Annotated in this window: 26 protein-coding genes; 14 read left to right on the forward strand and 12 right to left on the reverse strand. The window is 53.2% G+C overall.

Going from position 1 to position 26,174, the window contains the following annotated elements:
- The first annotated feature begins 17 nt into the window (after nucleotides 1-17).
- Nucleotides 18-437, forward strand: a complete 420-nt coding sequence (locus tag L2731_RS06935; protein ID WP_249252419.1) for a CidA/LrgA family protein — start codon at nucleotides 18-20, stop codon at nucleotides 435-437.
- Nucleotides 438-450: 13 nt separating this feature from the next.
- Nucleotides 451-1,140 (forward strand): LrgB family protein, encoded by a 690-nt coding sequence (locus L2731_RS06940; RefSeq protein ID WP_415837067.1) that lies wholly within the window; start codon nucleotides 451-453, stop codon nucleotides 1,138-1,140.
- A gap of 40 nt (nucleotides 1,141-1,180) precedes the next feature.
- Here L2731_RS06940 and L2731_RS06945 read toward each other — a convergent pair whose 3' ends face one another.
- Nucleotides 1,181-1,600: a CBS domain-containing protein gene (locus tag L2731_RS06945; RefSeq protein ID WP_249252421.1), complete on the reverse strand. Its 420-nt coding sequence runs from the start codon at nucleotides 1,598-1,600 to the stop codon at nucleotides 1,181-1,183.
- A 359-nt stretch (nucleotides 1,601-1,959) separates the two neighbouring features.
- Between L2731_RS06945 and L2731_RS06950 the strand changes: the two genes are divergently transcribed.
- A complete protein-coding gene (locus L2731_RS06950; protein ID WP_249252422.1) occupies nucleotides 1,960-3,732 on the forward strand; it encodes an alkaline phosphatase D family protein in 1,773 nt (590 codons plus the stop codon).
- A 273-nt stretch (nucleotides 3,733-4,005) separates the two neighbouring features.
- Nucleotides 4,006-4,572: a phosphoribosyltransferase gene (locus tag L2731_RS06955; protein WP_239849697.1), complete on the forward strand. Its 567-nt coding sequence runs from the start codon at nucleotides 4,006-4,008 to the stop codon at nucleotides 4,570-4,572.
- Between the two features lie 72 nt (nucleotides 4,573-4,644).
- On the opposite strand, the gene L2731_RS06960 is transcribed toward L2731_RS06955, so the two are convergent.
- The 6 genes from L2731_RS06960 to L2731_RS06985 all read right to left on the reverse strand — a co-directional run bounded on the left by L2731_RS06960 (nucleotide 4,645) and on the right by L2731_RS06985 (nucleotide 11,117).
- Complete coding sequence (locus L2731_RS06960) at nucleotides 4,645-4,857, reverse strand: hypothetical protein (protein WP_249252423.1); 213 nt, start codon at nucleotides 4,855-4,857, stop codon at nucleotides 4,645-4,647.
- Between the two features lie 130 nt (nucleotides 4,858-4,987).
- The gene (locus tag L2731_RS06965) at nucleotides 4,988-7,615 is read right to left on the reverse strand and encodes an ERAP1-like C-terminal domain-containing protein (protein ID WP_249252424.1); all 2,628 of its coding nucleotides are present in this window, start codon (nucleotides 7,613-7,615) and stop codon (nucleotides 4,988-4,990) included.
- A 218-nt stretch (nucleotides 7,616-7,833) separates the two neighbouring features.
- Nucleotides 7,834-8,427 (reverse strand): penicillin-binding protein activator LpoB, encoded by a 594-nt coding sequence (lpoB, locus tag L2731_RS06970; protein ID WP_041510170.1) that lies wholly within the window; start codon nucleotides 8,425-8,427, stop codon nucleotides 7,834-7,836.
- Between the two features lie 25 nt (nucleotides 8,428-8,452).
- Nucleotides 8,453-9,862 carry a COG3014 family protein gene (locus L2731_RS06975; protein WP_249252426.1) on the reverse strand — a complete coding sequence of 470 codons (1,410 nt, stop codon included), beginning with the start codon at nucleotides 9,860-9,862 and terminating at the stop codon, nucleotides 8,453-8,455.
- Nucleotides 9,863-9,922: 60 nt separating this feature from the next.
- Entirely contained in the window at nucleotides 9,923-10,135 is a 213-nt protein-coding gene (locus tag L2731_RS06980) for a SlyX family protein (protein WP_239849701.1), read from the reverse strand.
- A gap of 13 nt (nucleotides 10,136-10,148) precedes the next feature.
- Nucleotides 10,149-11,117 (reverse strand): WD40 repeat domain-containing protein, encoded by a 969-nt coding sequence (locus tag L2731_RS06985; RefSeq protein ID WP_249252428.1) that lies wholly within the window; start codon nucleotides 11,115-11,117, stop codon nucleotides 10,149-10,151.
- A 180-nt stretch (nucleotides 11,118-11,297) separates the two neighbouring features.
- Here L2731_RS06985 and fkpA point away from each other — a divergent pair, with 180 nt between their 5' ends.
- Nucleotides 11,298-12,065, forward strand: coding sequence for an FKBP-type peptidyl-prolyl cis-trans isomerase (gene fkpA, locus L2731_RS06990; RefSeq protein WP_041510174.1), 768 nt, complete (start codon nucleotides 11,298-11,300; stop codon nucleotides 12,063-12,065).
- 184 nt (nucleotides 12,066-12,249) lie between these two features.
- Entirely contained in the window at nucleotides 12,250-12,624 is a 375-nt protein-coding gene (locus tag L2731_RS06995; protein ID WP_041510175.1) for a YacL family protein, read from the forward strand.
- Nucleotides 12,625-12,772: 148 nt separating this feature from the next.
- On the opposite strand, the gene L2731_RS07000 is transcribed toward L2731_RS06995, so the two are convergent.
- Together L2731_RS07000 and narQ are read right to left on the reverse strand one after the other, a co-directional pair.
- Nucleotides 12,773-13,402 carry a response regulator gene (locus tag L2731_RS07000; protein WP_011864648.1) on the reverse strand — a complete coding sequence of 210 codons (630 nt, stop codon included), beginning with the start codon at nucleotides 13,400-13,402 and terminating at the stop codon, nucleotides 12,773-12,775.
- Nucleotides 13,403-13,463: 61 nt separating this feature from the next.
- The gene (gene narQ / locus L2731_RS07005; protein WP_239849704.1) at nucleotides 13,464-15,167 is read right to left on the reverse strand and encodes a nitrate/nitrite two-component system sensor histidine kinase NarQ; all 1,704 of its coding nucleotides are present in this window, start codon (nucleotides 15,165-15,167) and stop codon (nucleotides 13,464-13,466) included.
- Nucleotides 15,168-15,415: 248 nt separating this feature from the next.
- On the opposite strand from narQ, the gene nrfA reads away from it, so the two are divergent.
- A complete protein-coding gene (gene nrfA, locus L2731_RS07010; RefSeq protein ID WP_239849705.1) occupies nucleotides 15,416-16,816 on the forward strand; it encodes an ammonia-forming nitrite reductase cytochrome c552 subunit in 1,401 nt (466 codons plus the stop codon).
- Nucleotides 16,817-16,873: 57 nt separating this feature from the next.
- Here the strand turns inward: nrfA and L2731_RS07015 are convergent, their stop codons facing one another.
- Nucleotides 16,874-17,416: a hydrolase gene (locus L2731_RS07015; protein ID WP_249252431.1), complete on the reverse strand. Its 543-nt coding sequence runs from the start codon at nucleotides 17,414-17,416 to the stop codon at nucleotides 16,874-16,876.
- Between the two features lie 252 nt (nucleotides 17,417-17,668).
- On the opposite strand from L2731_RS07015, the gene L2731_RS07020 reads away from it, so the two are divergent.
- From L2731_RS07020 to L2731_RS07035, 4 genes are all read left to right on the forward strand, one after another.
- Nucleotides 17,669-18,007 (forward strand): P-II family nitrogen regulator, encoded by a 339-nt coding sequence (locus tag L2731_RS07020; RefSeq protein ID WP_011864652.1) that lies wholly within the window; start codon nucleotides 17,669-17,671, stop codon nucleotides 18,005-18,007.
- Between the two features lie 13 nt (nucleotides 18,008-18,020).
- Nucleotides 18,021-19,271: an ammonium transporter gene (locus tag L2731_RS07025; RefSeq protein ID WP_249252433.1), complete on the forward strand. Its 1,251-nt coding sequence runs from the start codon at nucleotides 18,021-18,023 to the stop codon at nucleotides 19,269-19,271.
- Nucleotides 19,272-19,376: 105 nt separating this feature from the next.
- A complete protein-coding gene (locus L2731_RS07030) occupies nucleotides 19,377-19,703 on the forward strand; it encodes a hypothetical protein (protein WP_249252435.1) in 327 nt (108 codons plus the stop codon).
- A gap of 122 nt (nucleotides 19,704-19,825) precedes the next feature.
- Nucleotides 19,826-20,977 (forward strand): tetratricopeptide repeat protein, encoded by a 1,152-nt coding sequence (locus L2731_RS07035; RefSeq protein ID WP_249252437.1) that lies wholly within the window; start codon nucleotides 19,826-19,828, stop codon nucleotides 20,975-20,977.
- A gap of 129 nt (nucleotides 20,978-21,106) precedes the next feature.
- Here L2731_RS07035 and L2731_RS07040 read toward each other — a convergent pair whose 3' ends face one another.
- Nucleotides 21,107-21,874: a substrate-binding periplasmic protein gene (locus tag L2731_RS07040; RefSeq protein ID WP_249252439.1), complete on the reverse strand. Its 768-nt coding sequence runs from the start codon at nucleotides 21,872-21,874 to the stop codon at nucleotides 21,107-21,109.
- Nucleotides 21,875-22,212: 338 nt separating this feature from the next.
- Here L2731_RS07040 and aroG point away from each other — a divergent pair, with 338 nt between their 5' ends.
- Nucleotides 22,213-23,265: a 3-deoxy-7-phosphoheptulonate synthase AroG gene (gene aroG / locus L2731_RS07045; RefSeq protein WP_249252441.1), complete on the forward strand. Its 1,053-nt coding sequence runs from the start codon at nucleotides 22,213-22,215 to the stop codon at nucleotides 23,263-23,265.
- Between the two features lie 95 nt (nucleotides 23,266-23,360).
- Here aroG and L2731_RS07050 read toward each other — a convergent pair whose 3' ends face one another.
- Nucleotides 23,361-23,537: a hypothetical protein gene (locus tag L2731_RS07050; protein WP_011864658.1), complete on the reverse strand. Its 177-nt coding sequence runs from the start codon at nucleotides 23,535-23,537 to the stop codon at nucleotides 23,361-23,363.
- Between the two features lie 398 nt (nucleotides 23,538-23,935).
- Between L2731_RS07050 and L2731_RS07055 the strand changes: the two genes are divergently transcribed.
- Together L2731_RS07055 and L2731_RS07060 are read left to right on the forward strand one after the other, a co-directional pair.
- Nucleotides 23,936-25,711, forward strand: a complete 1,776-nt coding sequence (locus L2731_RS07055; RefSeq protein ID WP_249252442.1) for an ABCB family ABC transporter ATP-binding protein/permease — start codon at nucleotides 23,936-23,938, stop codon at nucleotides 25,709-25,711.
- Between the two features lie 75 nt (nucleotides 25,712-25,786).
- On the forward strand, nucleotides 25,787-26,044 hold the full coding sequence (locus L2731_RS07060) for a hypothetical protein (RefSeq protein WP_239849713.1): 258 nt from the start codon (nucleotides 25,787-25,789) through the stop codon (nucleotides 26,042-26,044).
- Nucleotides 26,045-26,174: the final 130 nt, after the last annotated feature.

The following is a 26,174-nucleotide window of genomic DNA, read 5'->3' on the forward strand; positions in this document are numbered from 1 at the left end:
GTTACACAGAGTTTTTCATGGCAACTTTTCTCCCCCCACTTCGAAATCTGCTGCAGCTGTTGTTGCAGGTGGGGTTATTGTCTCTACTGGCCCTGGCCGCCCAATGGTTGGTGACTCGCCTGGCCTTACCCCTGCCGAGCGGGGTGATTGGCCTGGCGGCGCTTCTGGCCCTGTTGGCGCTCAACTGGTTGCCCGAACGTTTCGTGGCCCGCGGCGCCGCCTGGCTGCTCGGCGAGCTGCTGCTCTTCTTCATTCCGCCGGTTGTCGCCTCCATGCATTATGCGCCGCTGCTGGAGCAGTATGGTGTCAGCCTGCTCTGCACCTTAGTGCTGGGGAGTGTCAGTGTCTTGCTGATCACCGGCTTCGTGATAGACAGGGTGTTCAAGTATGAGCGCCGCCTCAGACAGGCCGGCGCGGCCAAAGCGGTGGGCGTCTGATATGTTGGCTTCTATGCACCTGTCGCTGCTTGGTCTTGGCTGCTTGCTGGCGACCCTGGTCAGCTATGGCCTGAGTAAGCGTCTCTATCGCCGCTTCGGTCACTGGTGGCTATCGCCCATGGTGCTGACGCCGGGCTTCTTGTTGGCCTTGGTGGTGGGGTTTGCCATTCCGCTGCCTACTTATTTCGAGTACAACCACTACCTCAGTTTGTTGCTGGCACCGGCGACCATAGCGTTCGCCTTGCCCATCTATCGTGAGCGTCATCTGATCCGTCGCTACCCGCTGACCCTGAGTCTGGGTGTGCTCACCGGCCTGCTGGCGGGCCTGGTCTCCTCCTGGCTGCTGACCCGGGTGATCTATCTGCCGCCCGAGTTGTCTCACAGCCTGCTGGTGCGGTCGGTTTCGACCCCCTTTGCTTTGGAGGCGACCCGCGAATTTGGCGGCGTGCCGGATCTCACCGCCGTACTGGTGTTGATGACGGGGGTGCTGGGTATGCTCTTGTGTGGCCCGGTGTTCAGGCTGGCGAAGATCTCCAGCCCGCTGGCCAAAGGCGCCGCCCTTGGGGCCAGTGCCCATGGGGTGGGGGCGGCCAAGGCCGCCGAATATGGTCGGGAAGAGGGCGTAGTGGCCAGCCTCACCATGATCTTTACCGGTATCGCCATGGTGGTCGGTGCGCCGCTGTTCGCCTATCTGCTGGTCTAGCCTGGCTGTATCGGCTAGAGCGGCTATCTATTCTGATGCCTCATTGTTTTAGCAGTGAGGCGCAGAGTTTAACGAAGTCCGACGAGGTCAGGATGCCGATCACCTTGTGGGCCTCGTCGACTACCGGCAGGCAGCCCAGCTTGTTGTCGATGAAGTAATCCACCACGACCGCAAGAGGCTCGTCCAGCGTGACCCTCTGAAATTCCCTATCCATGATCTCGGCCACCGAGGTGCGCCGCTCCTGACGATCCAGCCCTTCGTTGCCGTAATGGGTCAGCATGCCCATGACGGTGCTGATCATCTTCTTGTGGGTGAGAATGCCCACCAGGGTGCCGTCGGCTTCGCTGATGACGGGCAGGTGACGCACGCCGCGGCTGCTCATCAGGAGGTGGGCGTCCTTGGTGGTGGCCTGATCGCTGATGCACACAGTGTCTTTGGACATGATATCGCTGACTCTCATGGTCGACTCCTTCAACTATGGGGATGCATTTATCATAACAGTTATTTACGACGCGATTAAAAAATGCACGCCATCGGCGTGAGGGTGCAGATATCCGCACGGCGAAAAATGCTGCTGCATGGCATTAACCCCGCCCCTTTCGAGATGTTCTGCTGCCTTGGCTATCTCCCTCAGTCGAAACTAGCGGTTGCCGTGATCATAATAATTTTGCAATATTGTTAATTGATAATTAGAGTCATTAGACCTCTTACCAGGAATAACAATAACAAGGTCAGTTATCTTTCGCAGTAGGCGTTTTCAGCTTCACATGTTGTGAAACGAGGGCACAAGGGATAACCGGCTCAAATAAAGGAATAATAATGAAAACCAAGTATTCTCGCAGGGATTTTCTGGCCATGTCGGCCAAGGGTGTTGGTGCCGCCGTTGTCTCCTATGGCCTGATGGGCTGCTCGAACAGTGACGACGATAAGCAAGAAACCGCCCCTAAGGTTCAATTTTTACACGGTATCGCCAGTGGTGACCCGACCCACAGCGCTGTGATCCTCTGGACCCGAGTCACTCCTGACACCGACGGTGACGTCAAGGTCGGCTGGGAGATCGCAACCGATGCTAATTTCACCCAGATGATCTCCAACGGTGAGACTACCACTAACGCCGATCGCGACTATACCGTCAAGGTGGATGCCATCGGCCTGGACGCGGGCACGGCCTACTATTATCGCTTCATGTCGGGCGAGCAGGTATCAAATGCTGGCATGACCAAGACGCTGCCGCAGGGCGCGGTTGAGCAGGTTAAGCTGGCGGTGATGTCTTGCGCTAACTACCCGGCCGGTCATTTCAATGTGTATCAGCTTGCAAGCGAGCAGGACGCTCTGGACGCAGTGGTGCACCTTGGCGACTACATCTATGAGTATGGTCGCGGCGGTTATGCCAGCGAAAATGCGGCCGAGTTGGGCCGTGAAGTCATGCCTGCGGGTGAGCTCTTTACCCTGTCTGATTACCGCACCCGCTACGGTCAATACCGCAGCGATGGCTCACTGCAGGGCCTACATGCCAAGGTACCTTTTATTACCGTATGGGATGACCATGAGGTGGCGAACGACACTTGGTCAGGCGGCGCCGAAAACCACAACGAGGGTGAGGGTGACTTCGAGGCCCGTAAGACGGCTGCGTTACAAGCCTACTTCGAGTGGCTGCCTATCCGCCCATGGCGCGAGGGTAACCACGAGGAGATCTATCGCTCATTTAGCTTCGGCGATCTGGTCGACCTGCATATGCTAGACACCCGGGTGCTGGCCCGTGACAAGCAGCTGGACTATGCCGACTATGTCGATGCCGCCACTGGCGCCATGGACAGTGCTCGCTTCATGGCAGATGTCACCAGCAGCGACCGCACCCTACTGGGCGCCGATCAGCTACAGTGGCTGCAGGCCAGTCTGCTGAGTGCCACGGGTAAGTGGCAGGTGCTGGGACAGCAGGTGTTGATGGGCACCATGATGCTGCCAGCGGCGATCGCCATGCAGAAGCTCTCTGTCTACGAGTATGCCGAGCTAGGTGCCTTGGCGCAGCTGGCGGCCCGAGCGGCGGCCAATGACCCGACTCTGACGGCGCAGGAATACAGCTACCTTATCGGTAACCAGCACAAGCTGACACCCGAGGTGATGGCGCTGCTGCAATTGCCTGCTATTCCTTACAATTTAGATGCCTGGGATGGTTACGCCTACGAGCGAGAGGTGATCCTGGCGACGGCGAAATCGACGGGCGCTAACCTGGTGGTGATTGCCGGTGATACCCATAACGCCTGGGCTAACGAGCTTAAGGACAGCCATGGCGATATCGTTGGCGTCGAGTACGCGACCAGCTCGGTATCCTCTCCAGGACTCGAGTATTACCTTGGTATTCCTGCCGATCAGCAGAGCGTGACCGAGGCCGGTGTCGTCGACCTGGTCGATGGCCTCAAGTACACCAACTTGAGGGATCGTGGTTTCATGGTGCTGACCTTCACTCCTGAGTCGGTACGCAGCGACTGGCACTTCGTCGATACTATTCTCGATAGTGAGTTTAGCGAGGCAACTGACAAGCACTACGCGGCGATGACCAAGGCGGGTGAGGCCAAGATCAGCGCGGCATAAGTCGAGGCAAATTGACTCAAAGTAACTGAAGCCGCCTTAGAGGCGGCTTTTTTGTCTTAAAAAGTGCATCCCCCGTCCAAGTTTCGTTATTTAGTTCTGCATGGGGGGCTTTTTTAGTATAAAATTCAGCTCCAAATCCCGCAGCGCCGATTGTCGTCGTGTTGAAGTTCAATACGCGCCCCTTGTGCTACGCTGGATTTGGGGCGAAGCCTAATCGATGGATTACCTTCCTCCCTCTCAAAGACCAAATTAGAACAAGATGGGGACGGCCTGATGTCTGAGAAACACTTTATTACCGCACAGGAATTGCTGGAAGATTCTTTTCGCCTTGCGGCGCAAGTTTATGAGAGCGGTTTTAGACCACAGTTTATTGTCGGCATATGGCGTGGTGGTGCCCCGATAGGGATCGCGGTCCAAGAATATTTCGATTTTAAGCAGGTCGAGACAGATCATATAGCCGTACGTACCTCTTCTTACTATGGCATAGGCACAGACAAGCAGAGCAAGCAGATCAAGGTGCATGGTTTGCACTATATCGTCGAGAACGCCAACGCCGATGATGGCCTGTTGATCGTCGACGATGTGTTCGATTCTGGCCGCAGCATCCACGCCCTGAAAGAGAAGCTGGCTGAGCTAATGCGTCTCAACATGCCAAGAGACGTGCGCATCGCCTGCCCATACTACAAGCCAAAGAATACCGCGGTATCTTTGAAGCCGGATTACTTCATCCATGAATCTGAAGACTGGTTGGTGTTCCCGCACGAGGTGTCTGGCCTGTCGCCAGAGGAGATTGCCAACGGTAAGGGCGATCTGAAGAACATCAAAGAGCTTTTCGTGTAATATTCTGAGCCCAACAAAAAATGCCACCCTAGGGTGGCATTTTTATTGGTGCTAAGTCTTGCTCTAGCCTGGCTAGAGCTTGTCTATCTCGTCACCCAACTGGTAGGCCTTGTCAGTGACTATCTTCTCCAACGTGGCGATGCGGGATTTCAGCTTGTCTATCTCGGCCTTAAGCGCATCAATTTCACTATTGTCCACGCTGGCTTTTCGCCGGTTGTGTTCCTTAAAGGCTGCTAAGGCGAAGGCGCCTATGATGGCGATGGCGGCGATTTGAAAAATGCCCATGTCGTGCTCCTGTCGATGTTAGGCGTCCTTGTACTTATTATCCCACTATAACCCAAAACTGGCTTGTCACCAGCCCCTTAGTCCATTTCAAGCAAGTTGTTTAGTTGAGTCTATCAGGCTGCGCAGTGGGCTAGGGCCGCTGCTGCATCGCTTCTTGCACGCGAATACACTCCTGCTCGGCGGCAATCGTCTGGTTGATGCCTCTCAGCGTCGTGGGGCTAAAGCCCTCTGGTTTATCGAGCAGTGCCTGCAGCCTGAGCAGGCTGGCGTAATTGCAGCTTCTGGGGAGCAGATTGGCGGTGTAGCTCTGCATAAAGCGCTGGCTGTTGCGTCTATCCAGGCTTGCCAGCTCCGTCAGGCGCTGCTCGGCGCTGGCCTGACTCAGGGCCTTCTGCTCGCTGGGGTAGAGGTGGCGCATCACCTGAGTCAACTTCTCCAGTAGCTGAGGGTCGCTCTCCTTGGTGTGGGCCTGAATACGCTCAAACCACTGGCGTTTCTCCTTGGCGCTGGGGCGGGCCACCAAGGCGCCGAGCGCTGCCTGCTCGCCCTCGGGCGAACCGTCATGCTGCTTTTCCTTGAGCAGGAGTCGTTCGCTGCCCGGGTAATCATAGCGATTGAGGTGGGTCACTATCTGCCAGCGACGCTCGGGCGTGAGGGTGATGCCGGGTAGCGATTCTCTCTCCTCGAGCAGCGCCGCCAGATGACGCTTTGCCTGATGGCTGACGGCGAAGTGCTGGTAGTTGTCGAACCACAGAGATTGCAGTTCGGGTTCGGCCTTATTGGTGATGGTCAGGCGCAGGCTCATCTGGGCGATGGCGTTGAGCGCCTGTCGGCTATAGCGCCGCTGATTGGGACTCATCTGCTCCAGCAGGGCCTTGGCCTCTCTAAGCTGGTCTTGCACGCTGAGCAGCACCTGGGGATCGGTTTCAGCTGGCAGGTTCACCAGGGCGCTGCCAATAAAGCGGGGCAGAGGCAGTTCGCCCGCCAGCACAGACTCCCACAGGGATTGCCACAGCATGCGCCTCAGTTCTGCCTCTTCCAGGCTGCCAAGGTGCAAGAGGGCGGTCTCGAGAGAGGCCTTGTCCAGCTTGACCCTGACATAGGCCTTGTTCTGGTAGTTGGTATACACGAGATCCGGGCAGCGCACCCCCTTGAGGCGCTTCACCTCGGTGCGCTCCCCCTGGTAATTGACCTCGCTCACCAGGTTCTTGTGCAGGCCATGACGGCCCAAGGTAAACAGGCCCACCTTGACCCTCTGCATGCTCTCGGCATCGCCGTTATGCTGTATGAGGTTAAAACGTGAGATGCGATCGCCGCGGCAGCTGAACTCTGCCTCCAGGCGGATGATGCCCGCTCGTTTAAAGGCCGTCTGACTCCACTGGCTCAGAGGCTGCTTGGTAACCTGCTCTAGGCTCGAAATAAAGTCGTTAAGATCGGCATTTTGCAGCGCAAAGCGCTCGAGATACTGGCCTATACCCTGGTAGAAACTGGCGTCGCCCAGCATGAACTTGAGCTGATTGAGCTGGGCGATCGCCTTATTTTGACTCGGTAGGGGATCTTGTGAAAACAGCTCCAGGCTGTTGGCGATCTGCTGCTGCACCTGTTCAGGGCTGCGAATAAAGCTAGCCTGGCTGCCTGTATGGGCCTGGCCAAACAGCTGCGCCTCGGCATCATCTGCAACCAGATAGGCCAGGCTCTGATTGAGCCAGAGCTGATCCCACCACTTGAGGGTGACCAGATTGCCAAGCCACTGCTCGGCCAATGCCCGCAGGATAGCCCTCCGAGGCGTGACTCTAGGCAGACTCTCCTCACTGAAGCTGGTCTGCGCCTGACTGGCGCGAAACTCACTCGGCAAGTGAGGCACTATCGCCTGGGTGTAGTGACCGAAGGGATATTGGCTGCCCAGGCGCTGCTGATAATAGCTAAGGGCCTGCTGGGTTTGTGACAGCCAGGTCTCGGCATCGATTGATTCTGCCTGGGACTGACGGGCGAACAGCAGCAGCGCTATGCCCTCGGCCTCACTCTGCCAGGTCTGATAAGGCCCGGCGAGCAGGGAGAAGTTATGGGGACTGACCGGCTCGCTCTGCATAAACTGCCAAAGACTGTTTTCGCCTGCTGGCTGATGGTTCTCGCCCACAGTCTGACGGCTCTCATCTAATGCCTGATGGCTCTGCACCTTGGCCGCGCTGGCGACCTGCCAGTCGCTGGGTGCCAACACGCTCAGCCGATAGCTGGCCCTGAGATCTGGCTGATCAAACTGTGGTGCCAGGGTCTGGGCGCTGGAGGGCAGGAAATGGCTGTAGAGATAGCGACGACCATCCTTAGGGTCGACAAACTCGATAAGGCCCTGATCTTCATGGCTGTAGGGACTGCTAAAGTCCACCTTTATCTGGTTACTGCCGCCCTGTAACAGGCTGGCCGGGATCACTAGCCTGTGACCATCATAGTTGGGATAGAGCTTCTGACCATTGATGAGCAGTTGGCTGATAAGCGCCTGCTCCAGATCTAGGCTCAAGGCTTGTTCGCTGTCGGCGAGCTCAAACTGGATCAGCGCCTCGCCCTTAAAGCGTCGCGCCTGGGTCAGATCTAGGTGTAGCTGGTAGCTGACCTGACTAACTCGGCTGGCACGCTGTTTGGCGACGCTGGCGCTGATGCCGAGGGATTTCTCGTCTGTCTGTTGACTGCCGGGGGAGGTGCTTTGGCATGCGCCGATAAGGAGGCAGAGGAGGAGGCTAGCGCACAGGGAAAACAGTCTCAAAACGGGTCCTTCTTATATTATTGGCTCGAGGGCTTATCGGTTCGGCTAGCATTCAATGGGCGGGCAAAACCCCGCGCCATACATGAGTGCCAAAGGCCGCCACATTCTACCCGACTCTGCCCCTTGGCAGTAGAATTTATCGACAAAATTTCTCTTCGTTATCCAGGTTTAGGCATAAAAAAACCAGCACTAGGCTGGTTTTTAACGGTGAACCTGGCTTACATGCCGAGGAAAGATTTCGACTTGGTCTTGCGGATCTCTTTCTCGTCTGACCATTCGATTAGGCCGGTTTCCAGATCCATCAGGCGCATGGTCATCTTGTAGTAGACATCCTTGGTGCTACCATCTTGCTTAACTATGCTCGACAGGTTGCCGTACAGCATGTACTGGGCACCGATCTGACGACCGAAGTTGATGGCGGTCGATGGGTCAACCATGCCAGCGTTGTTCTGATAATCCAGTTGCTTGCGTACCGCGTCGACCTTGGTCATGTCGATGAAGCGGAACTTGCCCGAGCGTAGCAGCTTGTTGCTGATCGAATCTGTGACAGATTCGGTATCGATATGCTCTGAGGTCTTGTTCTTGATCTTGTCGACAAAGATGACAGGGCGATCTTTGGCCGTCATGGCTACCACGGGCGGAAAGCTCAGCATGCTGTCGACCATCTTGGCGGTGATCGCCTGCAGATCCGTAGAACCGAAGTTTTCATTGACGGTTTCGACTTCAGTGGCATCACCGTACTGCACCTTAGATTGACAGCCCGCCAGGCCAATCGCCACGGCGATGATAAAAATGAGGTTGAACTTTTTCATAAAAATACCGATTCCTTAGTCTTGATTAGATGATTATTGAATGAAAACGGGTGAAATTACCAGTCTCAATTATCCAAATTAATGTGGTTTTATCGCTTTGTACGTCAACTGCTTGCACCTGAGACTGTCCCAGACGGATCTGATACTGGCCCGCATCCAGATAGCGACGTCCTAACTGGGCCTGGCTGGGCAGGGTCAACCAGCTGCGTCTGTCTGCCTGCTCGGTAACCACATTGAAGATCTGCATGGCGATGGCACCGGCATCGAACTCATCATTGCGCCGCTTCGATTCGCTGCGCACGCTGCGGGCCATCTCTGCCTTGGCGTAGATCCTCGCAGCCTGGCGAAACAGGGCGCTGGGGAGTTCTTCCTTAAGCGCGGTGATTGCCAGGGCGTCGATATTGGCGAGCGGCGCCGTCTTCAGCACAGTACCCAGGCCAATGATTTCCCCTTGGGGGACGCTGTTCCGGCTGGGAACGTAGGTGGCCAAGGAGGCCGTCTGCCAGTTGCCGCTAATGCGAAACGGCACGGTAAAGCTTTGCTTCTCGGGGACAAAACCTCGCTCGAGCAGGATCACCACCTGGCCCTGGCCGGGCTTGGCCAGCTTGGCATCGCCCCAGCGGCGCTTAAAATCCTCATATTGCGGCATGGCCAGTTTCTTGGCTAGACGCACCAGATCTTGCTGTAGATAGGGGTTGTCCGGGGTTATCTGCGCCGCCTTGCGATAATCGATGAAGGCGTCATTCTCTTCGCCCAGCAGCTCGTGCAGCAGGCCTGTGGTGTAGTAACTATAGGCGTTGAGGAAGGAGCTTGTGGTGGTGCCGGCCGCTTGCCCGAGTCGATTGACCTCGGCGTCTATGGTGCCGTTGGCCATCGCCTGTACCGACGCCTGGGATTTCTGGTATCTGGCCTGCTCGCTCTGCTGTAGCTCGTTGCTGCGCCTCACCTCGACCAGCGCTCCCTGGCTATCTCGGCTAAAGAGGTAGTTAAGGGCCTGATACTGATGCAACATGATCCGCTCATAGCCGGGGCCACGATAGGGGATCACGTTGTCGTTGATAAACAGGCTGCTGGCGGTAGCACCAAGATCAGATGCGCTGATCACCGCCTGGTCGTCAAACTTGGTGTAGGCATCGACGGCCTGCCGGTAATAGGCCTTGCTGGCCTCGAAGTCTCCCGTGATCTGGGCAATACGCCCCGCCTCCTGGGCATACAGGAGCCCATCTTGGCCTGTGATGGCATCGTCGAATTGTCGATAGAGGGCAGCATCGCTCTGTCTGGTGAGATCGGCCTTTACCGGCGCAAGCTGTGACGGATAACTGATAAAGACGCTGTTAAAGGCGCAGCCCGACAAGGTGAGCGATAAGAGCGCGCCAACAAATGTCGTGCGGTATCGCCTTGAGACTCGACTATGAGGGCTGCTTTGGTGTGGCATAGTTGGTCAGTTCCTTTGTGAAGCAAGTTCCGTTCAATGGCCTGGGCGATGTACGCCGGTCTAATAGTGGGGAGGCGGCGTCTCTTCCGCCTGACTGGCGATGTTGCTGGGCTCGACCTGGGAGAGCTTGCTGGTGAGCAGGCGCAGTTTTTCCTGTTGCTCGGCCAGCAGGTCGTTGAGCTTGATCACCTGCTGGTTCAGCGACTCTATGGTGTCGTCCTGAAAAGCCAGTTTCATCTCAAGATCTTCGATTCTTTGTTCTAGTTGCACCAATGTTAGTCCTCTATCAATCGGGCATGGGCCAGGTTTCCAGCAAGCCATTACTGCTAAAGCTGATGATCTGCCCATTAAGGGTTTCAGCCACAGAGTATACAACGGCGCCCTTGATTTGGGCACGCTCGGTGCGGGTAACTTGCCAGTTGGCGCGCATTTTTCCATCGGCTACCCGCCAAACGCTCACTTCTCTGGCAGGGGTGCCGGTGAGTAGTGTCTGGTTATCTTTGGTAAAGCGTGCGGTGGAAAAGTTCATCGTGCGACGTTTTATTTTAAGGCGAGACAAAGTTTCGCCTGTCTGTGTCTTCCAGATCTCGGCCCTATTGGTGCTATCGGCGGCGAAAGCCAGGCTGGCGTCCTGGGTCAGGCTGACACTGAGTACCCGGCTGGGAAGTTGCCACTGTTGCTGGGGCTGCCCCGTGTTGGCCTGCCAAAGAATGACCCGGTTGTCGTTGCCGCCCGATAGTGCCCAACGGCCGTCGGCAGAGAGGGCGACGCTGTTAACCTTCTCGCTGTGCCCGAGGAATTTGATCAGGGTGTCGGTCTGGTGATTGAGTGACATGACGCTGCCGTCGGTGAGGCCAATCAGCAGGGTACCATTGTCGGCAAGTTCCAGACACTGCCCCTTGGCGGGCAGGGACCACCATCCCAGGGGCTGTCCATCTTGTATATTCCACAGGGCGACCGAATCGCTGCTGAGGGAGGCGGCGTATTTGAGGTTGTCCGACAGGGCGGTGGCGATCGCTGTGCCGCCCGCTTTGCCATGGAGCCACTGATACTTAAGCGCTTTTTGGGTGAGGTCCCAGAGTTGCAGGTTGTTGCTGGTGGTGCTGACCAGAAGTAAACGCGCCTGGGGGGAGAGGCTGGCATCATAGCTAGGTTCGGCGATCAGGCTATCGACCTCAGGTTTAGGCTGACAAGCACTCAGCAGGAGTGTACAAGCAATCAGTGTACAAAAATACAGCAAGCCGTTTCTGCTCATGAACTTGTTCCTGGTTGAGTTGTCTTTAGCTCAAAGGTTTTCGCCTTGCGCAAGGCTACCAAACCATCATTGATGAAACTTAATCAATGTAATTGGTATATGTTAATTAACTAGTATAAAGTGGTTCGTCTTAGAAGAGTAAGGTTATTGTAACCACAAGAAAATGCTGAGGAAGCTTTAATGAAGTCCATTTATAAGATGTCACTGGTCGCGTTGGCGGTGGTTGGTCTAACTGCTTGTAACCAAGAACAAAAAACAACAAAACCGGCAGAAGTTAAACTCGAGACCCAGGCGCAGAAGCAAGCCTATAGCGTAGGCGCGTCGATCGGTAAATATATGTCTGGTCATATCAAGGAGCAGGAAGAGCTAGGTCTACCCGTAGATCGTAGCCTGATTATTCAAGGTTTTAGCAACGGTCTGAACGACGAACTGAAGCTGACCGAAGAAGAGATGCAGACAGTACTGCAAGGCCTTGACGAGCAACTAAACGAGAAGCGTCAGGCCCAGGCGACTGCACTGGCCGAGAAAGCTCAGGCAGAGAGCGCGGCTTTCCTAGAAGCCAACAAGGCGAAAGAAGGCGTTGTGACGACAGAATCTGGTCTGCAGTATGAAGTGATCACCGAAGGTACTGGTGATAAGCCGGCTGCAGAAGACACAGTTGAAGTGCACTATGTCGGTACCCTGATCGACGGCACAGAGTTCGATAGCTCTATCGCCCGTGGTCAGAGCGCTAAGTTCCCGCTAAACCGCGTTATCCCAGGTTGGACCGAGGGTGTTCAGCTGATGTCTGTGGGTTCTAAGTACCGTTTCGTGATCCCAGCCGAGCTGGCCTATGGTAGCCGCGATACCGGCAGCATCCCGGCTAATTCGACGCTGATCTTCGAAGTTGAGCTGCTTTCTATCGAGAAGGCCGCACCGGCAGCAGAAGAGGCGGCAGCGGCTAAGTAATTCGCTGTTCTCCTAAAGAGATTGAAAAAGGGCGCCTCGGCGCCCTTTTTGCGTCTGTATGAAATGCCAGAGTGAACTGCCCGAGGGGGAATTTTCGCCGCTTAGCGCCAGGCGGCTTGGATATCTCTGCAATTGTCTTGGCCTTAGGTTAGAATTTGCAAAGTAACCTTGGGGAAGACAGCTTATGGAATATGAATTTCGCCGCAACACATTGACCGGCACCCTGGTGGCACAGTTCACCATGGATCATGAGATTATGGGGCTTTGGTTTGTCGATGAGCTGGGCGAAGATAAGGCGCTTATCGCTCAGATTGCCTCGACTATCGAGGCATTGCAGCAGGGTAAGCTGACAGAGCAAGGTTTTATCGGTAAAGCCATCTCTCTCGAGCTGGATGAGGAGCAGGCGAGAGTCTTTGCCAACGCCTTAGAGATGGATGATGACACGCCCCTGGATGAGTCTATGTCGCTATATGACGGCGAGTCCCAGGCCTTCTGTGGCCTGGAGGATTTTGAGGCTGCGCTCAAGAGCTGGCAGGCCTTCATCGAAGAGAGTCGATAGCTGTGAACCTGAAACCTAGGGGGAACCTGAAACCTAGGGGAAAGCTTAGGGGAAAAATCTACAAAGAAGAAAGGCAGCCTGGGCTGCCTTTTTAGCGTCTAATGAGCATTTTTGAGCTTAATCAAACCAAATCAAGCTACATCAAGGCCTATTGGTTCAGGTAGCGTACCGCCATCTCCGTGCGCGACTTGGCGTTGGCCTTGCGCAGCAGATTCTTTACATGCACCTTGACCGTGCCTTCGCTGATATGCAGCTGCTCTGAGATCACCCGGTTGCTCTTGCCTTCGGCCAGTTGCTCGAGGATCTGCAGCTCTCTCGGTGTCAGGTTGTCTATCCAGGCCTGCTCGTCGGCGCCATCTTTCAGCTCATAGATGAAGTCTTCCACCGATTCAGAGATCACGCGGTGACCCTGCATGGCATTCTTGAGCTTCTCCAGCAGCAGATCCGGCTCGGTATCTTTGAGAAGGTAACCGTCGGCGCCGGCCCTGACCAGGCGGATAACGTCCTGCTTGGCATCGGATACCGTTAGGATCACTATGCGGCTGGTGACCCCTTCCTGACGCAATGCATTGAGGGTATCTAGTCCTGTCATCCCTTTCATGTTGAGATCCAGTAACACTATATCCGGTTCATTCTCGGCAATTGCCGACAGGGCATCTAGGCCGCTGCCTGCTTCACCAAATAGGGTGAAGTCTGAGTCAGAGGTGATAAGTTGACAGATCCCGCGACGTAACAGGGGGTGATCGTCTACAACCAAAACTGAATAGGGTTTGCCCATTTTTTATGCCTCCACTGAGGTCTGTTTTATTTAAAAATTAGTGTCTTATATTACCAGCATCCTACTGGTTTGGCTCTTTTTCGGGAGGGAAAACTAAGGTGACCGTGGTCCCGCCCTGTTCGTTGCTGCTGAAGTCTACCACACCCGAGAGGCGACTTGCGCGTTCATGCATGATTCCTATGCCAAAATGTTGGTCTCTTTCCTTGAGCTTCTCCAGACCTACGCCATCGTCACTGATGCTGATCTTCACATTGTTCCCGCTACGGGTGCAGCAGATATGAATATGATTCGCCTGGGCATGCTTGATGGCGTTGAGGGTCGCCTCCCGGGTGAGCTGCAGCACGTGAATATGCTGATGGGCTCCCAGCAGCTGGATCGGCAGTTTATCTTCTAGGGTGATCTCGGCGGTGGTTTGCCCCCTGAGTTGGTCCAGCATCATCTCGATGGCGTGATTCAGGTTGGGGTCCTTAATGGTCAGGCGGAAGGTGGATAGCAGTTCTCGCAGCTGAACATAGGCGGTGTTAACCCCTTCGTTGATCTCCTGGAGTTGTTCCTCCACCTGAGGGCTGCGGCACTGGCTATCGAGTCCCTTGGAGAGCAGGTTGACCTGAATCTTAAGAAACGACAGCAGCTGGCCCAGGGAGTCGTGTAGCTCACGGGCGATTACGCCGCGCTCTTCCATCAGTGCCAGCTGTTGGCGCTGCTCGCCGGCGTTATAGATGACGATAGAGCGGGCCAACATGATGGCGAAGTTCTCAAACAGGGGGTGATTGATCTCGCCCAGGGAGGTGACCTCGAGATAGCCCAGCTCATTGTCGGCAAACTTCAGCGGGAAGCGTGTCTGGCTCAGGGAGGCTATCGGCCAGCCGCCATCGGCATCTATGTAGAGCTTCTCCTTGTCGTCCTGGGCGATCACTAGCCTGAGGAAGCTATGGGGTTCATGGGCCCTGAGTTGATTCAGTGCCTGCTTCAACGTGCTGATCTCCAGCTTGCCCGAATGCAGCATCACCAGGTTGTCATAGAGCAGCTTCAACTCGTTGTTGGCGCGGGTGAGGGCGAAGGTCTTCTCTTTAACCTGATTTTCCAGGTTGTTATACAGGGTCGACAGCTCCCTGGCGCTGGTGGCCAGGGCGTTGCTCAGCGAGCTGAGCTCAACATATTCACTGTCTGGCATGGTGACATCGAACTCGCCTTTAGAGATGGTGTTGGCTGACTCCATCAACTGATTGAGCGGCTTGACCACCTTGCGCTTGGTAAAGCGCACGGCGAAGAAGGCAATCAACAGCATCAGCCCCAGGCCGCTGATCTGGCTGGCGGCCAGCAGCTTAAGCTTGAAGGCGGCGAATTCTTCAGTCTCCAGCACGAAGAGATCTATGGTGTCGACGAAATCCTTGAGGGCGGAGACATAGAGGCGGGAGTTCTCCTCTTCGATATATTGCTTCATTACCTGCCATTTCTCGATAACCAGCAGATATTGGGAGGCGAGATCGTCCGGCGTCATCCAGTCGAGTGAGCGTTTCAGGGCATCCGAGTGGAGTGTGGCCTCAAATTCCTTAATTTTCTCGTCGGCTTCTTCGCTGCCCGAGTTGGCATAGAACATCAGGCGGTAACTTTGCATACGCAGAGAGCCGGAGGCGTTGATGGCTCTGGCATCTCCCAGGCTATAAGCCAAATTAGCTATGGCGAAGGTGGCAAGTCCAGTGGAAAGTAAAATTAAGGCCAGCATTAACCTTAAGATGGTGGAGGTAAGACTACCTTTCTTCATGTATTAGAACTCATTAAATAATAGGGAAAAATCGGAAATTTGGACTATCATACTTGTTTAGCAATCGCTGATAAAATTAACAATGTGGTAAAAATGTGACCAACAACACATTCACATTATGATCTGCCTCAAGTTTTAACCCGGATACCCCATAAGGGGTATATTTTTAACGGGGTTAAGGGACTAACTTTGGCCCTGGAGATGTTGTGGTTTTAAAGACTACTATAAAAAAGTAACACGGAGATGAGATGGTGAGAACATTAACAACAAAAACCTTTGCACTGAGTGCTTTGGTCGCCGCTGGCCTGATGGCTACCGGCGTTATGGCAAGCGACAAGACCGAGCCACGCAATGAAGTCTACAAAGACAAGTTTTCAAAGCAGTACAACAGCTGGCATGACACTGCCGAAAGCAAAGAAGTTGTCGATATGCTTGAAGAGGTTCCTAGCCTAGTCGTATTGTGGGCAGGTTATGGTTTCGCGAAAGATTACAATGCGCCACGTGGTCATATGTATGCGGTAACCGACGTACGCAATACTCTGCGTACCGGTGCGCCTAAGTCTGCCGACGATGGTCCAATGCCGATGGCATGTTGGTCTTGTAAGAGCCCAGACGTACCGCGCGTTATCGAAGAGCAGGGCGAAGATGGCTACTTCACTGGTAAGTGGTACAAAGGCGGCGCCGAAATCGTTAACACTATCGGTTGTTCAGACTGTCACGAGAAAGGCTCTTCTAAGCTACGCATGTCACGTCCATTCGCCGAGCGCGCAATGGCTACACTAGGCACACCGTTTGACAAGGCTTCTAAGAAAGACAAGCAGTCTATGGTTTGTGGCCAGTGTCACGTAGAGTACTACTTCGAGAAGACCAAAGATCGTAAGGGCTTCGTGAAATTCCCATGGGATATGGGTACAACTGTTGAGCAGATGGAAGTCTACTACGACAACATGGAGTTCAAAGACTGGACACATGCTGTTTCTAAGACGCCTATGCTGAAAGCACAGCACCCAGGTTATGAAACTTGGCAGCTGGGTGTGCATGGTAAGAACAATGTGACCTGTACCGACTGTCACATGCCTAAGGTGAAGAATGCTGAAGGCCGTAAGTTTACAGACCATAAGGTAGGTAATCCATTCGATCGCTTCGAAGAGACTTGTGCGACTTGTCATACTCAAAGCAAAGAGTTCATGGTTAACCTAACTAAAGAACGTAAAGCGAAAGTTGCTGACCTTAAAGCACGAGCTGAATCTCAGTTAGTTAAGGCGCACTTCGAAGCTAAAGCTGCTTGGGATGCCGGTGCAACCGAAGCTGAAATGAAGCCTATCTTAATGGATATCCGTCATTCACAATGGCGCTGGGACTATGCAACTGCCTCTCACGGTGTTGCGGCTCACGCGGCTGATGAAGCACTGCGTATTTTAGGTACCTCAGTAGATAAGGCTGGTGATGCTCGCGTTAAGCTTGCTCAGCTGCTAGCGAAGAAAGGTGTTAAGCAACCTATCGCCTTCCCTGATGTCTCTACCAAGGCTAAGGCACAAGCTGCGCTGGGTATGGATATGAAGAAGTTGAATGGCGACAAGGAAGAGTTCAAGAAGACTGTACTTCCTAAGTGGGATGCCGAAGCTAAGAAGCGCGAAGCAACTTACTAATTTCTCCCCCCTGCATAGTAAAAGCCCCGGTTATCCGGGGCTTTTTTATGTCTGATCTTATTTAATCATCTTCAATAAGGCCTTGAACCTGTCGCCGCAGGCCTCAGCCTGTAGCTCGAACAGCAAAGATTCACTGTTGGTCAGCAAGGCGCCGTGCTGGGTCATCATCTCACAGCCTAACTGCTTATTGGCTTTGGTTCGCGAGGAGACGGCGTCGGTCACCAAGTGCACCTCGTACTCATTGTCCAGCAGATCCCGGCAGGTCTGATAGACGCAGATGTGGGTCTCTATGCCGGCGAGCAGCACCTTGGGTCTGTCATACTGGCGCAGTGCCTGTCTGAAGGGCTCGGCCTGCCAGGCGCTAAAAGTTGCCTTGGCGATAGGCTGATAGTGAGGCGCAAGTAGCTCAGCTAACACCGGGCTGGTGGCGCCTAGCTTATCTGGGAGTTGTTCGAGCCAGATGACAGGGATCTCAAACAGCTCGGCCGCCTTTATCAGTGTGGTGAGCCGGGTTTCCAGTTCCTCAGCCTGGTGCATCAGGGTGGCTAGCTTTCCCTGAACATCGACGATGATGAGTACACATTCCTGTGGTTTTAACATGGGGCGCTCCTCAATGGGTGGTGACTCCATGATACCCAGATAATCCCCTCTACCAATCCGTCATAAGTCGAATAGTTGGCTGCGCTATTTCTGTGCAGCCAATGCATAGCCGCACCTATTTGGTGCATTTATATTCACCCCTAAGTGAGCCTGTGTTGCTAAGCTTATGAATGTTAAGGGTTTGTAATGTTGGCCTGATGATTGAATTGCCTTTGGCATCAGCAAGAATACTAAGATGAGTCGGAGGCGGTAATGAAATTAATCAGCGCAATAATCAAGCCATTCAAACTCGATGATGTGCGAGAAGCCATTGCAGGGTTGGGGATTGAGGGGATGACGGTGACCGAGGTGAAGGGATTCGGACGTCAGAAAGGCCATACTGAGCTCTATCGTGGCGCCGAATACCAGGTAGATTTTCTGCCTAAGGTCAAACTGGATATCGCGACTAAGGCTGAAAACGTCGACCACCTTATCGAGTCCATCGTGGCGGCGGCGCACACGGGCAAGATAGGCGACGGCAAGATTTTTGTGACGGATCTCGATCAGGTGATCCGTATCCGTACCGGCGAACTCGATAACGAAGCACTTTAAGGGGGAAATTCCAATGGAAGAGTTAGTAAAATTAGGTGCGACAGTATCTGAGTTGAGGTTTGCGCTCGACACCTTTTATTTCTTGATCTCAGGCGCGCTGGTGATGTGGATGGCGGCGGGCTTTGCCATGTTGGAAGCGGGCCTGGTGCGCTCTAAGAATACCACAGAGATCTTAACCAAGAACGTCTGTCTCTACTCTATCGCCTGTATCATGTATCTGGTGGTGGGTTACAACATCATGTATGTGGATAACGCCGAGGGGGGCTGGTTGCCATCGTTCGCCAGTCTCATCGGTGCTCAGGCAAGTGACGCCGACCACGCGCTGGAATCGGATTTCTTCTTCCAGGTGGTGTTTGTGGCAACCGCTATGTCTATCGTCTCTGGCGCCGTTGCCGAGCGTATGAAGCTGTGGGCCTTCCTGATCTTCTCCGTGGTAATGACTGGTGTTATCTATCCTGTCGAAGGCTACTGGACCTGGGGCGGCGGTTTCCTTTCCGAGGCTGGGTTTGTCGACTTCGCCGGTAGTGGCATAGTACACATGGCGGGCGCGGCTGCGGCTATCTCGGGCGTCTTGTTACTCGGCGCTCGTAAGGGTAAGTATGGCCCTAACGGTCAGGTGAATCCTATCCCAGGTTCTAACCTGCCGATGGCAACCTTAGGTATGTTTATTCTGTGGATGGGTTGGTTCGGCTTTAACGGTGGCTCTCAGCTGCTGGTGTCTGACGCCGAAAATGCCTCGGCGGTGGCGAAGATCTTCGTTAACACCAACTCAGCTGCCGCCTTCGGCGCCGTTTCAGCCCTGGTAGTCTGTAAGATGGTATGGGGTAAGGCGGACTTGACCATGATCTTAAACGGCGCCTTGGCGGGCCTGGTGGCGATCACCGCAGATCCTTTGTCGCCTTCGCTGCCTCTGGCCGGGGTTATCGGCCTGGTAGCCGGTGGTCTGGTGGTCTTCTCTATCGTGATGTTCGATAGAATCAAGATTGACGATCCTGTTGGCGCGATTTCGGTGCACGGTGTTGCCGGTCTGTTTGGCCTGGTGTTAGTGCCACTATCAAATGCCGATGCGACGCTATTGGGTCAGCTTTATGGCGCGGCTGTTATCTTCGCCTGGGTGTTCTCGGCTTCCTTTGCGGCCTGGTATCTACTCAAGGTCACCATGGGTATCCGTGTCTCTGAAGAGGAAGAGTACAACGGCATGGACGCATCGGACTGTGGTATCGATGCCTATCCTGAGTTTGTGTCGCTCAAGAGCGCCAGCTGATACTCCTCTAGACTAGATAGTCTGATAAACAGGGTCCCTGCCTCATGGTGCGGACCCTGTTTTTTGTATTATGCTATCGACAGGGATGGTGTGAGGAGCGTTAACATGAAGCAGTCTCTCTGGGTATTGGTTTTGATGATGATGTCGGCTCAGCTGCAGGCGGGCCAGGTGGTGGTGCGTAAGTCGAGTGAGCCTTTCGATGCCTTTGCCGTGCGAGATAAGGTGCAGCAGGATTTCGCGTGGCGAGAATCTTTGCGTATGCAGCAACAGATCAATATATTGCAGAGTCTCCCCCTGGGCTGTGTGATGTTTAAGCTGCCCTATGCCTACTATCGTTGTGGCGCGAATTTCTATCGTCCCTATCAGTATCGAGACGAGGGCAAGGCCACTAGGCAGCTCTATATTCAGGTCGATCCGCCAGTTGCTCAGTGATTGTTAATATTTTGTAACGCTTTGCGTGGGGCAAAATGAAAAAGCCTACTTTATGATAGATCTTACGGTGCCCTCATCAGCGTAGGTTTAATATGAAAAGGCTATTTGAGTATAGGCGCGCTATGTTGCTGTTATTCTTCATAGTGAGCGGTTGTGCCAGCGGCCCGGGTAAGGAAACCCTCGCTAATATAGATCAATACTTTGCCGACGAAGAATTCACGGCGGTAGCGGTTCAAGTCACCCCAGATAAGCTGTTTGCATTGCCCACACAGGTGACTGTGGATCTGCGGCAAGATTATAAGCGTAGCCGAATGGCAAGGGATTATATTGCCGCTAACTTGTGGTTGGCTAATTACATCAACGCCGATAAAGGTGGCTTCAAGTACCGAGATAATCTGACCAAGATCCCCGCCGATACCTTTGACGCCCGGGCCGGTAACTGCCTGTCGCTGGTGCTGCTGAGTGCCTCGCTGGCCGATGCCTTAGGGGTTGATGTCGAGTTTCAAGAGGTCGAGGTTCCGCCCGTGTGGGATAAGGCAGGTGATTTCTATCTGGTGAATGGTCACATCAATCTGCGGCTTATTCCACGAGAGACGAGTGATACCTTCCTTGCCGACAAGAATGCGCTGCAGATCGATTTTCTGCCCGAACGTACCATGCGTGGCTACGCTAAGCGGCGTATTGCTAGAACTACCGTCATGGCGATGTTCTATAACAATGTCGCGGCGGAGTCGCTGGTGGAGGGACGTTACGATCAGGCCTATGCCTACCTGAAACAGAGCCTCATGTTGAAGGCCGACTTTATACCCGCCTTGAATACTCTGGCAATTCTCTACCGCTACAAGGGGTTGGATGATAGGGCGGAGACCCTCTATAAGCTGGCGTTATCCCAAGACAGTGAGGATATGAATGCCCTGTTTAATTACAGTGTGCTGCTGGCCAGCCAAGACAGATTAGAGGAGTGGACTGAGGTACATAAGACCCTGGAACTGGTCAGGATCCGTAATCCCTATTATTACTATGACATGGCGCAGCAGGCCTACTCAGAGCACGAGTACCAGACAGCGCTGGCCTGGTACAAACGCGCGGTGGAGAAGGCTGACTATCGCCATGAGTTTTACTTCGGTCTCTCCAGAGCCTATTGGGCCACGGGGGATGAGCGCAGGGCTAAGCTGAATATGCAAAAGGCCTTGTCCTTATCTGTGGATGAATATAACCAGCGACGCTATCAGGCCAAGTTGCAGGCGATGCAGTCGCATCAAGGTATTCATTAAACCGGTATTTATTAATTAAGGCATATATTCACTAAGGTATTCATAAATAAGGCGCCTGTGAGAGGCGTCTTTCATGTCACGCCTGTCTCGGTTGAATGACGCGATTTGAATCGCCAGCGTATACCAACACTATTTTAGCTCTACAGGCATCTTCTCATGCTCTGGCGCTGAGTCGATGCTTTGGCTTTTTTCCTCAGCTTCCTCTCTGTCCAGCTGGGCGATACCCAAGTCTATCTTTTCTGCAATGGCTTGGCTGTGACAGGCTATCTTGCGTGGTGCCGGCGCAAACAGGGGATGGCGAACCGTTGCCTGAAGGGTGTCGACTCTAAACTTGAGCTGTTCGCGGTAATATTCAAATATGCGCCCTTCCAAGATAATGGCTTCGACCCTTCCAGAAAACAGCATCATCACCTGGCTTTTCTGGCTGTTGGATTCGCCATATTGCGGGTTATTGAGTGCCATCTGGTAGAAGTCTTTACCTAAATATTGCGTCGCGTTCTGAAATCCCATGACAGAGATCGCCGCCAGGTCGGAGACTGAGTCGATGAGCAGTTTATTGCTGGCCAGAGTAAACACGCTGTTTTGATAACTGATAAGACTGCGGGTGTAGTAGAGGCCCGCTAGGTTCTCGGGGGCATTGATGAGGCAATCGACATTGCCACTGGCGACCTGGCGGAACGCTCTCTTATTGGGGGATAGATGAATGTGCCCGATCGATAACGATTGCCTGGCTAACACCGCCGTGAGACGCTCATATTGAATCCCGCTCTGACCGTTGGCAAAGAAATAGGGGGGAATGGTATTGCTGACCGCAAAGGTGATCTCTGTGTTTGCAGCATGTGCCAGAAGCGGATTTGAAAAAAGTATAAAACCAGATGCCAACAACAATTTTCTCATCGGGGCGATGGTTACCTCAACAGGGGCCGTAGCGCCATCTCGAGAGCCTCGGTATCACTCTCTTATGACCATTAATAATCTACTATAGATAGGCTTCTAGCCGGTTTCCAGACAAATGTTAACAATTTGTTTTATCTCAATCCGTTTATATCGCAGGCTTAGGTGGGGAAGTTTTAAATAAAAATAATAATTTAATCTTATATAACAATTGGTTATTTTTATATTTTTAATTTTATTAATGTTTGGTTGCAATAGTGGAGGATACTGGATAAATTGAAATCAGTAGTGCAATAGAGAGACCCTTATTTAATCCAGAGCCGGAGTGGAAAATAAATATCATGTATTATCAAACTGATGACGTTCGCATTAATAAAATTAAAGAGTTGTTACCCCCTGTCGCCATTCTTGAGCGATTTCCGGCAAGCGAAAATGCATCGGCAACAGTGTTTAACGCACGGCAGAATATACACAATATCCTGAAAAAAGAAGATGATCGCCTGTTAGTGATCATTGGCCCTTGTTCTATCCATGATCCTAAGGCGGCGCTTGAATACGGTGAGAGACTCGTCAAATTGCGTGAGCAATATAAGGATCAATTAGAGGTGGTGATGCGCGTCTATTTCGAGAAGCCGCGTACCACTGTGGGCTGGAAAGGCCTGATCAACGACCCTTACATGGATAACAGTTTTAAGTTGAACGATGGTTTGCGTACCGCGCGTAAACTGCTGTTAGATCTTAACGACTTAGGTGTGCCTACCGCGGGTGAATTTCTGGATATGATCACCCCACAATATGTGGCGGATCTCATGTGTTGGGGCGCAATTGGCGCTCGTACCACAGAGTCACAGGTACACAGAGAGTTGGCATCGGGCCTCTCTTGCCCTGTCGGTTTCAAGAATGGGACCGATGGCACCATCAAGGTCGCTATCGACGCGATCGGCGCCGCCAGTGCACCTCACCATTTTCTGTCGGTGACCAAGTATGGCCATTCGGCGATCGTCTCCACCAAGGGCAATCCTGATTGTCACATCATTCTGCGTGGTGGCAAGGAGCCTAACTATAGCGCCGAGCACGTGCAGGCGATCAGCGAGCAGTTGGCTAAGGCTAACCTGCCGCAAAATATCATGGTGGATTTTAGCCACGCTAACAGCAGCAAACAGTTTAAGCGTCAGATGCTGGTGGCCGAAGATGTGGCCAGCCAGGTAAGTGCCGGTGAGCGGGCTATTTTCGGTGTGATGGTTGAGAGTCACCTGGTTGAGGGACGTCAGGACTATATCGAAGGGCAACCTTTGTGTTACGGCCAAAGTATCACAGATGCCTGTATTGGTTGGGAAGATACCGAAACCTTGCTGGCACAGCTCAACCAGAGTGTGCTCGAACGTCGCGCTTAGTCTGGCCTTCATCTGCTGAGCTTGCTCAGCCGGGAGTCGACGAGAAACTAAAAAGGAAGCCAATTGGCTTCCTTTTTTGCATTCTGCTGGCCCGTTTATTTGGCTTGTTGTTTCACCAGATATTCATTGGCCTTAGCCAGACTGCCAAAAGACGATATTAAATTGTTTTGACCCTTTTGCTGAATTTCTGGGCTGTTCGATTCTGTCATCATCCATACCCAAGTTTGTACCAATGGCAGTGGAGGGTATTGCACGTCAGATGATTGTGGCATATCGGCTTCCTTTAAAAAATTGGGGTTATTCCCGCTCTGCTTTTGCTCGGCTTGAACTGCCTTAAGCTGATCTTGAGATTATCAAAATCTCCGGCAAGAGATAACAATAATTACCCCGTTGAAACATTAAAGTGATAATTATTCTCTCAAGAATAATGCTTTTTTCTAATTTTGCCATCATTTTATCATTCAAAAGTTGTGCTAACTTGTACGGGCGAATGCTCCTAAAGTCTGATATTGGACAGCTTGCATAGGGCAAAATGCTAACCCCTTGGCAAAGCTAAACAATTGCGCTAGTGGCGGATGAGTCTACTAAGGTAAGATGGTGGATGTTATGGCTTTTATCTCGATTTCATCTAAATGCCATCCTCCCAATATTGATGCTAGCTGGAGTTGCCATGCGTCCCACTCTCTATTTTGATGGTCCTATCGATAAATTGAACTGGCAGGTCCTGAAACTGCTTTGGCCCTATCTATTGGAGTTCAAGGGGCGGGTGGTATTGGCGCTGGCCTGTCTGGTGGTGGCGAAAATGGCAAGCGTCGGCCTGCCTTTCGTGCTCAAACACCTGGTGGATACCCTGAGCGAGGCCTCGAGTGAGCAGATAATTGCGGTGCCTATCGCCCTGGTGCTGGCATACGGTAGTCTACGCCTGCTGAACACAGTGATCTCCGAGGTGAGAGACACGCTATTTGGTCGGGTTACCGAACGGGCGATAAGGCGTTTGGGCTTGTCTGTGTTTGATCATCTGCATCGGCTGGATCTGGCGTTTCACCTGGAGCGGCGCACCGGCGGCCTGTCTCGAGATATAGAGCGGGGCACCAGTGGGGTCAGCTTCTTGATGCGCTTCATGGTGTTCAATATAGTACCGACCCTGCTCGAGATAGCACTGGTGGTGGGTATCTTGCTTTATAACTATGGCTGGGCATTTGCCATCATTACGTTAAGCGCCGTCGTCGCTTATATCCTCTTTTCCATCTTTGCCACCGAGTGGCGCACCGGCTTCGTGCGTGAGGCTGCTATGGCGGATTCTCAGTCTAATACCCGCGCCATCGACAGCCTGCTTAACTATGAGACGGTGAAGTATTTTAACAACGAGGCCTATGAGTCTGGGCAATATGATCAGGCCCTCGAGCGATGGGAGGTGGCCAAGCGAAAGAATCGACTCTCTCTGTTTGCCCTCAATGCCGGTCAGGCGTTGATCATCTCGCTGGCGATGACGCTGATGTTGGCATTGGCCGCGAGCCAGGTCAGCCAGGGAGCCATGACCATAGGTGACTTCGTGCTGATCAACGCCTTCATGATGCAGCTGTTTATGCCGCTGAATTTTTTAGGCTTTGTCTATCGTGAGATACGCGGCGCGCTGGCTAATATCGAGCGCATGTTTAGTCTGCTAGATAGAGTGCCAAAGATTAAGGATGCGCCCGGCGCTAAGTCGCCCCAGATCACGCAGGGGAGCCTTAGATTTGAGGGAGTCAATTTTCGTTACGGCGACAGGCCTATCTTGTCCGATGTGAGTTTCGAGATCCCTGCCGGTCATAAGGTGGCGATTGTGGGGGATAGCGGCGCGGGTAAATCCACCATAGTGAAGCTGCTGTTTCGCTTCTATGAGGCGCAGCAGGGGGTTATCACCATAGATGGGCATGATACTAAGGCGCTGACCCAACACGCGTTGCGTAGCGCCATCGCCATAGTGCCGCAAGATACCGTGTTGTTTAACGATTCCTTGCTGGAGAATATTCGTTATGGTCTGCCGGGGGCGAGCGATGAGCAAGTGAAGGAGGCGATAGAACTGGCCCATCTTTCTCATTTTGTCTCACAACTCAGCGAAGGTTGGAATACCAAGGTGGGCGAGCGCGGGCTAAAGCTATCCGGTGGCGAGAAGCAGAGGGTGGCGATCGCCAGGGCGATTCTTAAGGGGTCGCCCCTGTTGGTGTTCGACGAGGCGACCTCGTCCCTAGATAGTCATTCGGAGCAGGCGATCCTCAATGCCCTCAAGGAGATGGCCAAGGGACATACCAGTCTGGTTATCGCCCACAGGCTGTCGACGGTCGTGGATGCCGACCAGATCTTGGTGCTGAGTCAAGGGAAGATCGTCGAGCGCGGCGATCATCAGAGCCTGCTGGCAGCTAATGGTCTCTACAAGAAGCTGTGGACGGTACAAAATCAACATTAATTGTAGGGGATTAAGTATTCGTTCAGGTTTGATTTGCATAATATTTGTCAATAACAAACCTGTGGAGGCGGTCCCGTGAAAAATATCCCTATACATGCAAGTATCGAAGGCCAGGCGCGGGTTGTGGATACCGATTGGCTAGCCATCATGGCGACCTTGAAAGAGCGGGGGCTGGAACAGGAGGAGTTGGTAACCGTCTATGCCCAACTTAGCTCCTACTTGAGGGTCACGACTCGGGGCCTGACCCTGGCGATGATACCACCCTCGACCGTGATCGAGGGGCTGACTCGCGAGGTAAAACATTGCGCGAATGACTATGCGGGGATGTTATAGAGGTTATTGCCTGAGTGGCAGGTAGAAAGATTAGGCTGACTTTGAGGTATTGACCGGTCTCCAGCCGTCGCAAAGGAGGCTGAGTTTGCTATTTTGCGGTTCATAAGGCGTAAGCCTAATGATCTCTCCA

The sequence above is a fragment of the Shewanella aquimarina genome, assembly GCF_023349185.1.
Taxonomy (GTDB): Bacteria; Pseudomonadota; Gammaproteobacteria; order Enterobacterales; family Shewanellaceae; genus Shewanella; species Shewanella aquimarina.

Coding starts and splice junctions, on each gene's coding strand:
- L2731_RS06935 (WP_249252419.1), top strand. CDS start 18: ATGGCAACTTTTCTCCCCCCACTTCGAAATCTGCTGCAGCTGTTGTTG.
- L2731_RS06940 (WP_415837067.1), top strand. CDS start 451: ATGCACCTGTCGCTGCTTGGTCTTGGCTGCTTGCTGGCGACCCTGGTC.
- L2731_RS06945 (WP_249252421.1), bottom strand. CDS start 1,600: ATGAGAGTCAGCGATATCATGTCCAAAGACACTGTGTGCATCAGCGAT.
- L2731_RS06950 (WP_249252422.1), top strand. CDS start 1,960: ATGAAAACCAAGTATTCTCGCAGGGATTTTCTGGCCATGTCGGCCAAG.
- L2731_RS06955 (WP_239849697.1), top strand. CDS start 4,006: ATGTCTGAGAAACACTTTATTACCGCACAGGAATTGCTGGAAGATTCT.
- L2731_RS06960 (WP_249252423.1), bottom strand. CDS start 4,857: ATGGGCATTTTTCAAATCGCCGCCATCGCCATCATAGGCGCCTTCGCC.
- lpoB (WP_041510170.1), bottom strand. CDS start 8,427: ATGAAAAAGTTCAACCTCATTTTTATCATCGCCGTGGCGATTGGCCTG.
- L2731_RS06975 (WP_249252426.1), bottom strand. CDS start 9,862: ATGCCACACCAAAGCAGCCCTCATAGTCGAGTCTCAAGGCGATACCGC.
- L2731_RS06985 (WP_249252428.1), bottom strand. CDS start 11,117: ATGAGCAGAAACGGCTTGCTGTATTTTTGTACACTGATTGCTTGTACA.
- fkpA (WP_041510174.1), top strand. CDS start 11,298: ATGAAGTCCATTTATAAGATGTCACTGGTCGCGTTGGCGGTGGTTGGT.
- L2731_RS06995 (WP_041510175.1), top strand. CDS start 12,250: ATGGAATATGAATTTCGCCGCAACACATTGACCGGCACCCTGGTGGCA.
- L2731_RS07000 (WP_011864648.1), bottom strand. CDS start 13,402: ATGGGCAAACCCTATTCAGTTTTGGTTGTAGACGATCACCCCCTGTTA.
- narQ (WP_239849704.1), bottom strand. CDS start 15,167: ATGAAGAAAGGTAGTCTTACCTCCACCATCTTAAGGTTAATGCTGGCC.
- nrfA (WP_239849705.1), top strand. CDS start 15,416: ATGGTGAGAACATTAACAACAAAAACCTTTGCACTGAGTGCTTTGGTC.
- L2731_RS07015 (WP_249252431.1), bottom strand. CDS start 17,416: ATGTTAAAACCACAGGAATGTGTACTCATCATCGTCGATGTTCAGGGA.
- L2731_RS07020 (WP_011864652.1), top strand. CDS start 17,669: ATGAAATTAATCAGCGCAATAATCAAGCCATTCAAACTCGATGATGTG.
- L2731_RS07025 (WP_249252433.1), top strand. CDS start 18,021: ATGGAAGAGTTAGTAAAATTAGGTGCGACAGTATCTGAGTTGAGGTTT.
- L2731_RS07030 (WP_249252435.1), top strand. CDS start 19,377: ATGAAGCAGTCTCTCTGGGTATTGGTTTTGATGATGATGTCGGCTCAG.
- L2731_RS07035 (WP_249252437.1), top strand. CDS start 19,826: ATGTTGCTGTTATTCTTCATAGTGAGCGGTTGTGCCAGCGGCCCGGGT.
- L2731_RS07040 (WP_249252439.1), bottom strand. CDS start 21,874: ATGAGAAAATTGTTGTTGGCATCTGGTTTTATACTTTTTTCAAATCCG.
- aroG (WP_249252441.1), top strand. CDS start 22,213: ATGTATTATCAAACTGATGACGTTCGCATTAATAAAATTAAAGAGTTG.
- L2731_RS07050 (WP_011864658.1), bottom strand. CDS start 23,537: ATGCCACAATCATCTGACGTGCAATACCCTCCACTGCCATTGGTACAA.
- L2731_RS07055 (WP_249252442.1), top strand. CDS start 23,936: ATGCGTCCCACTCTCTATTTTGATGGTCCTATCGATAAATTGAACTGG.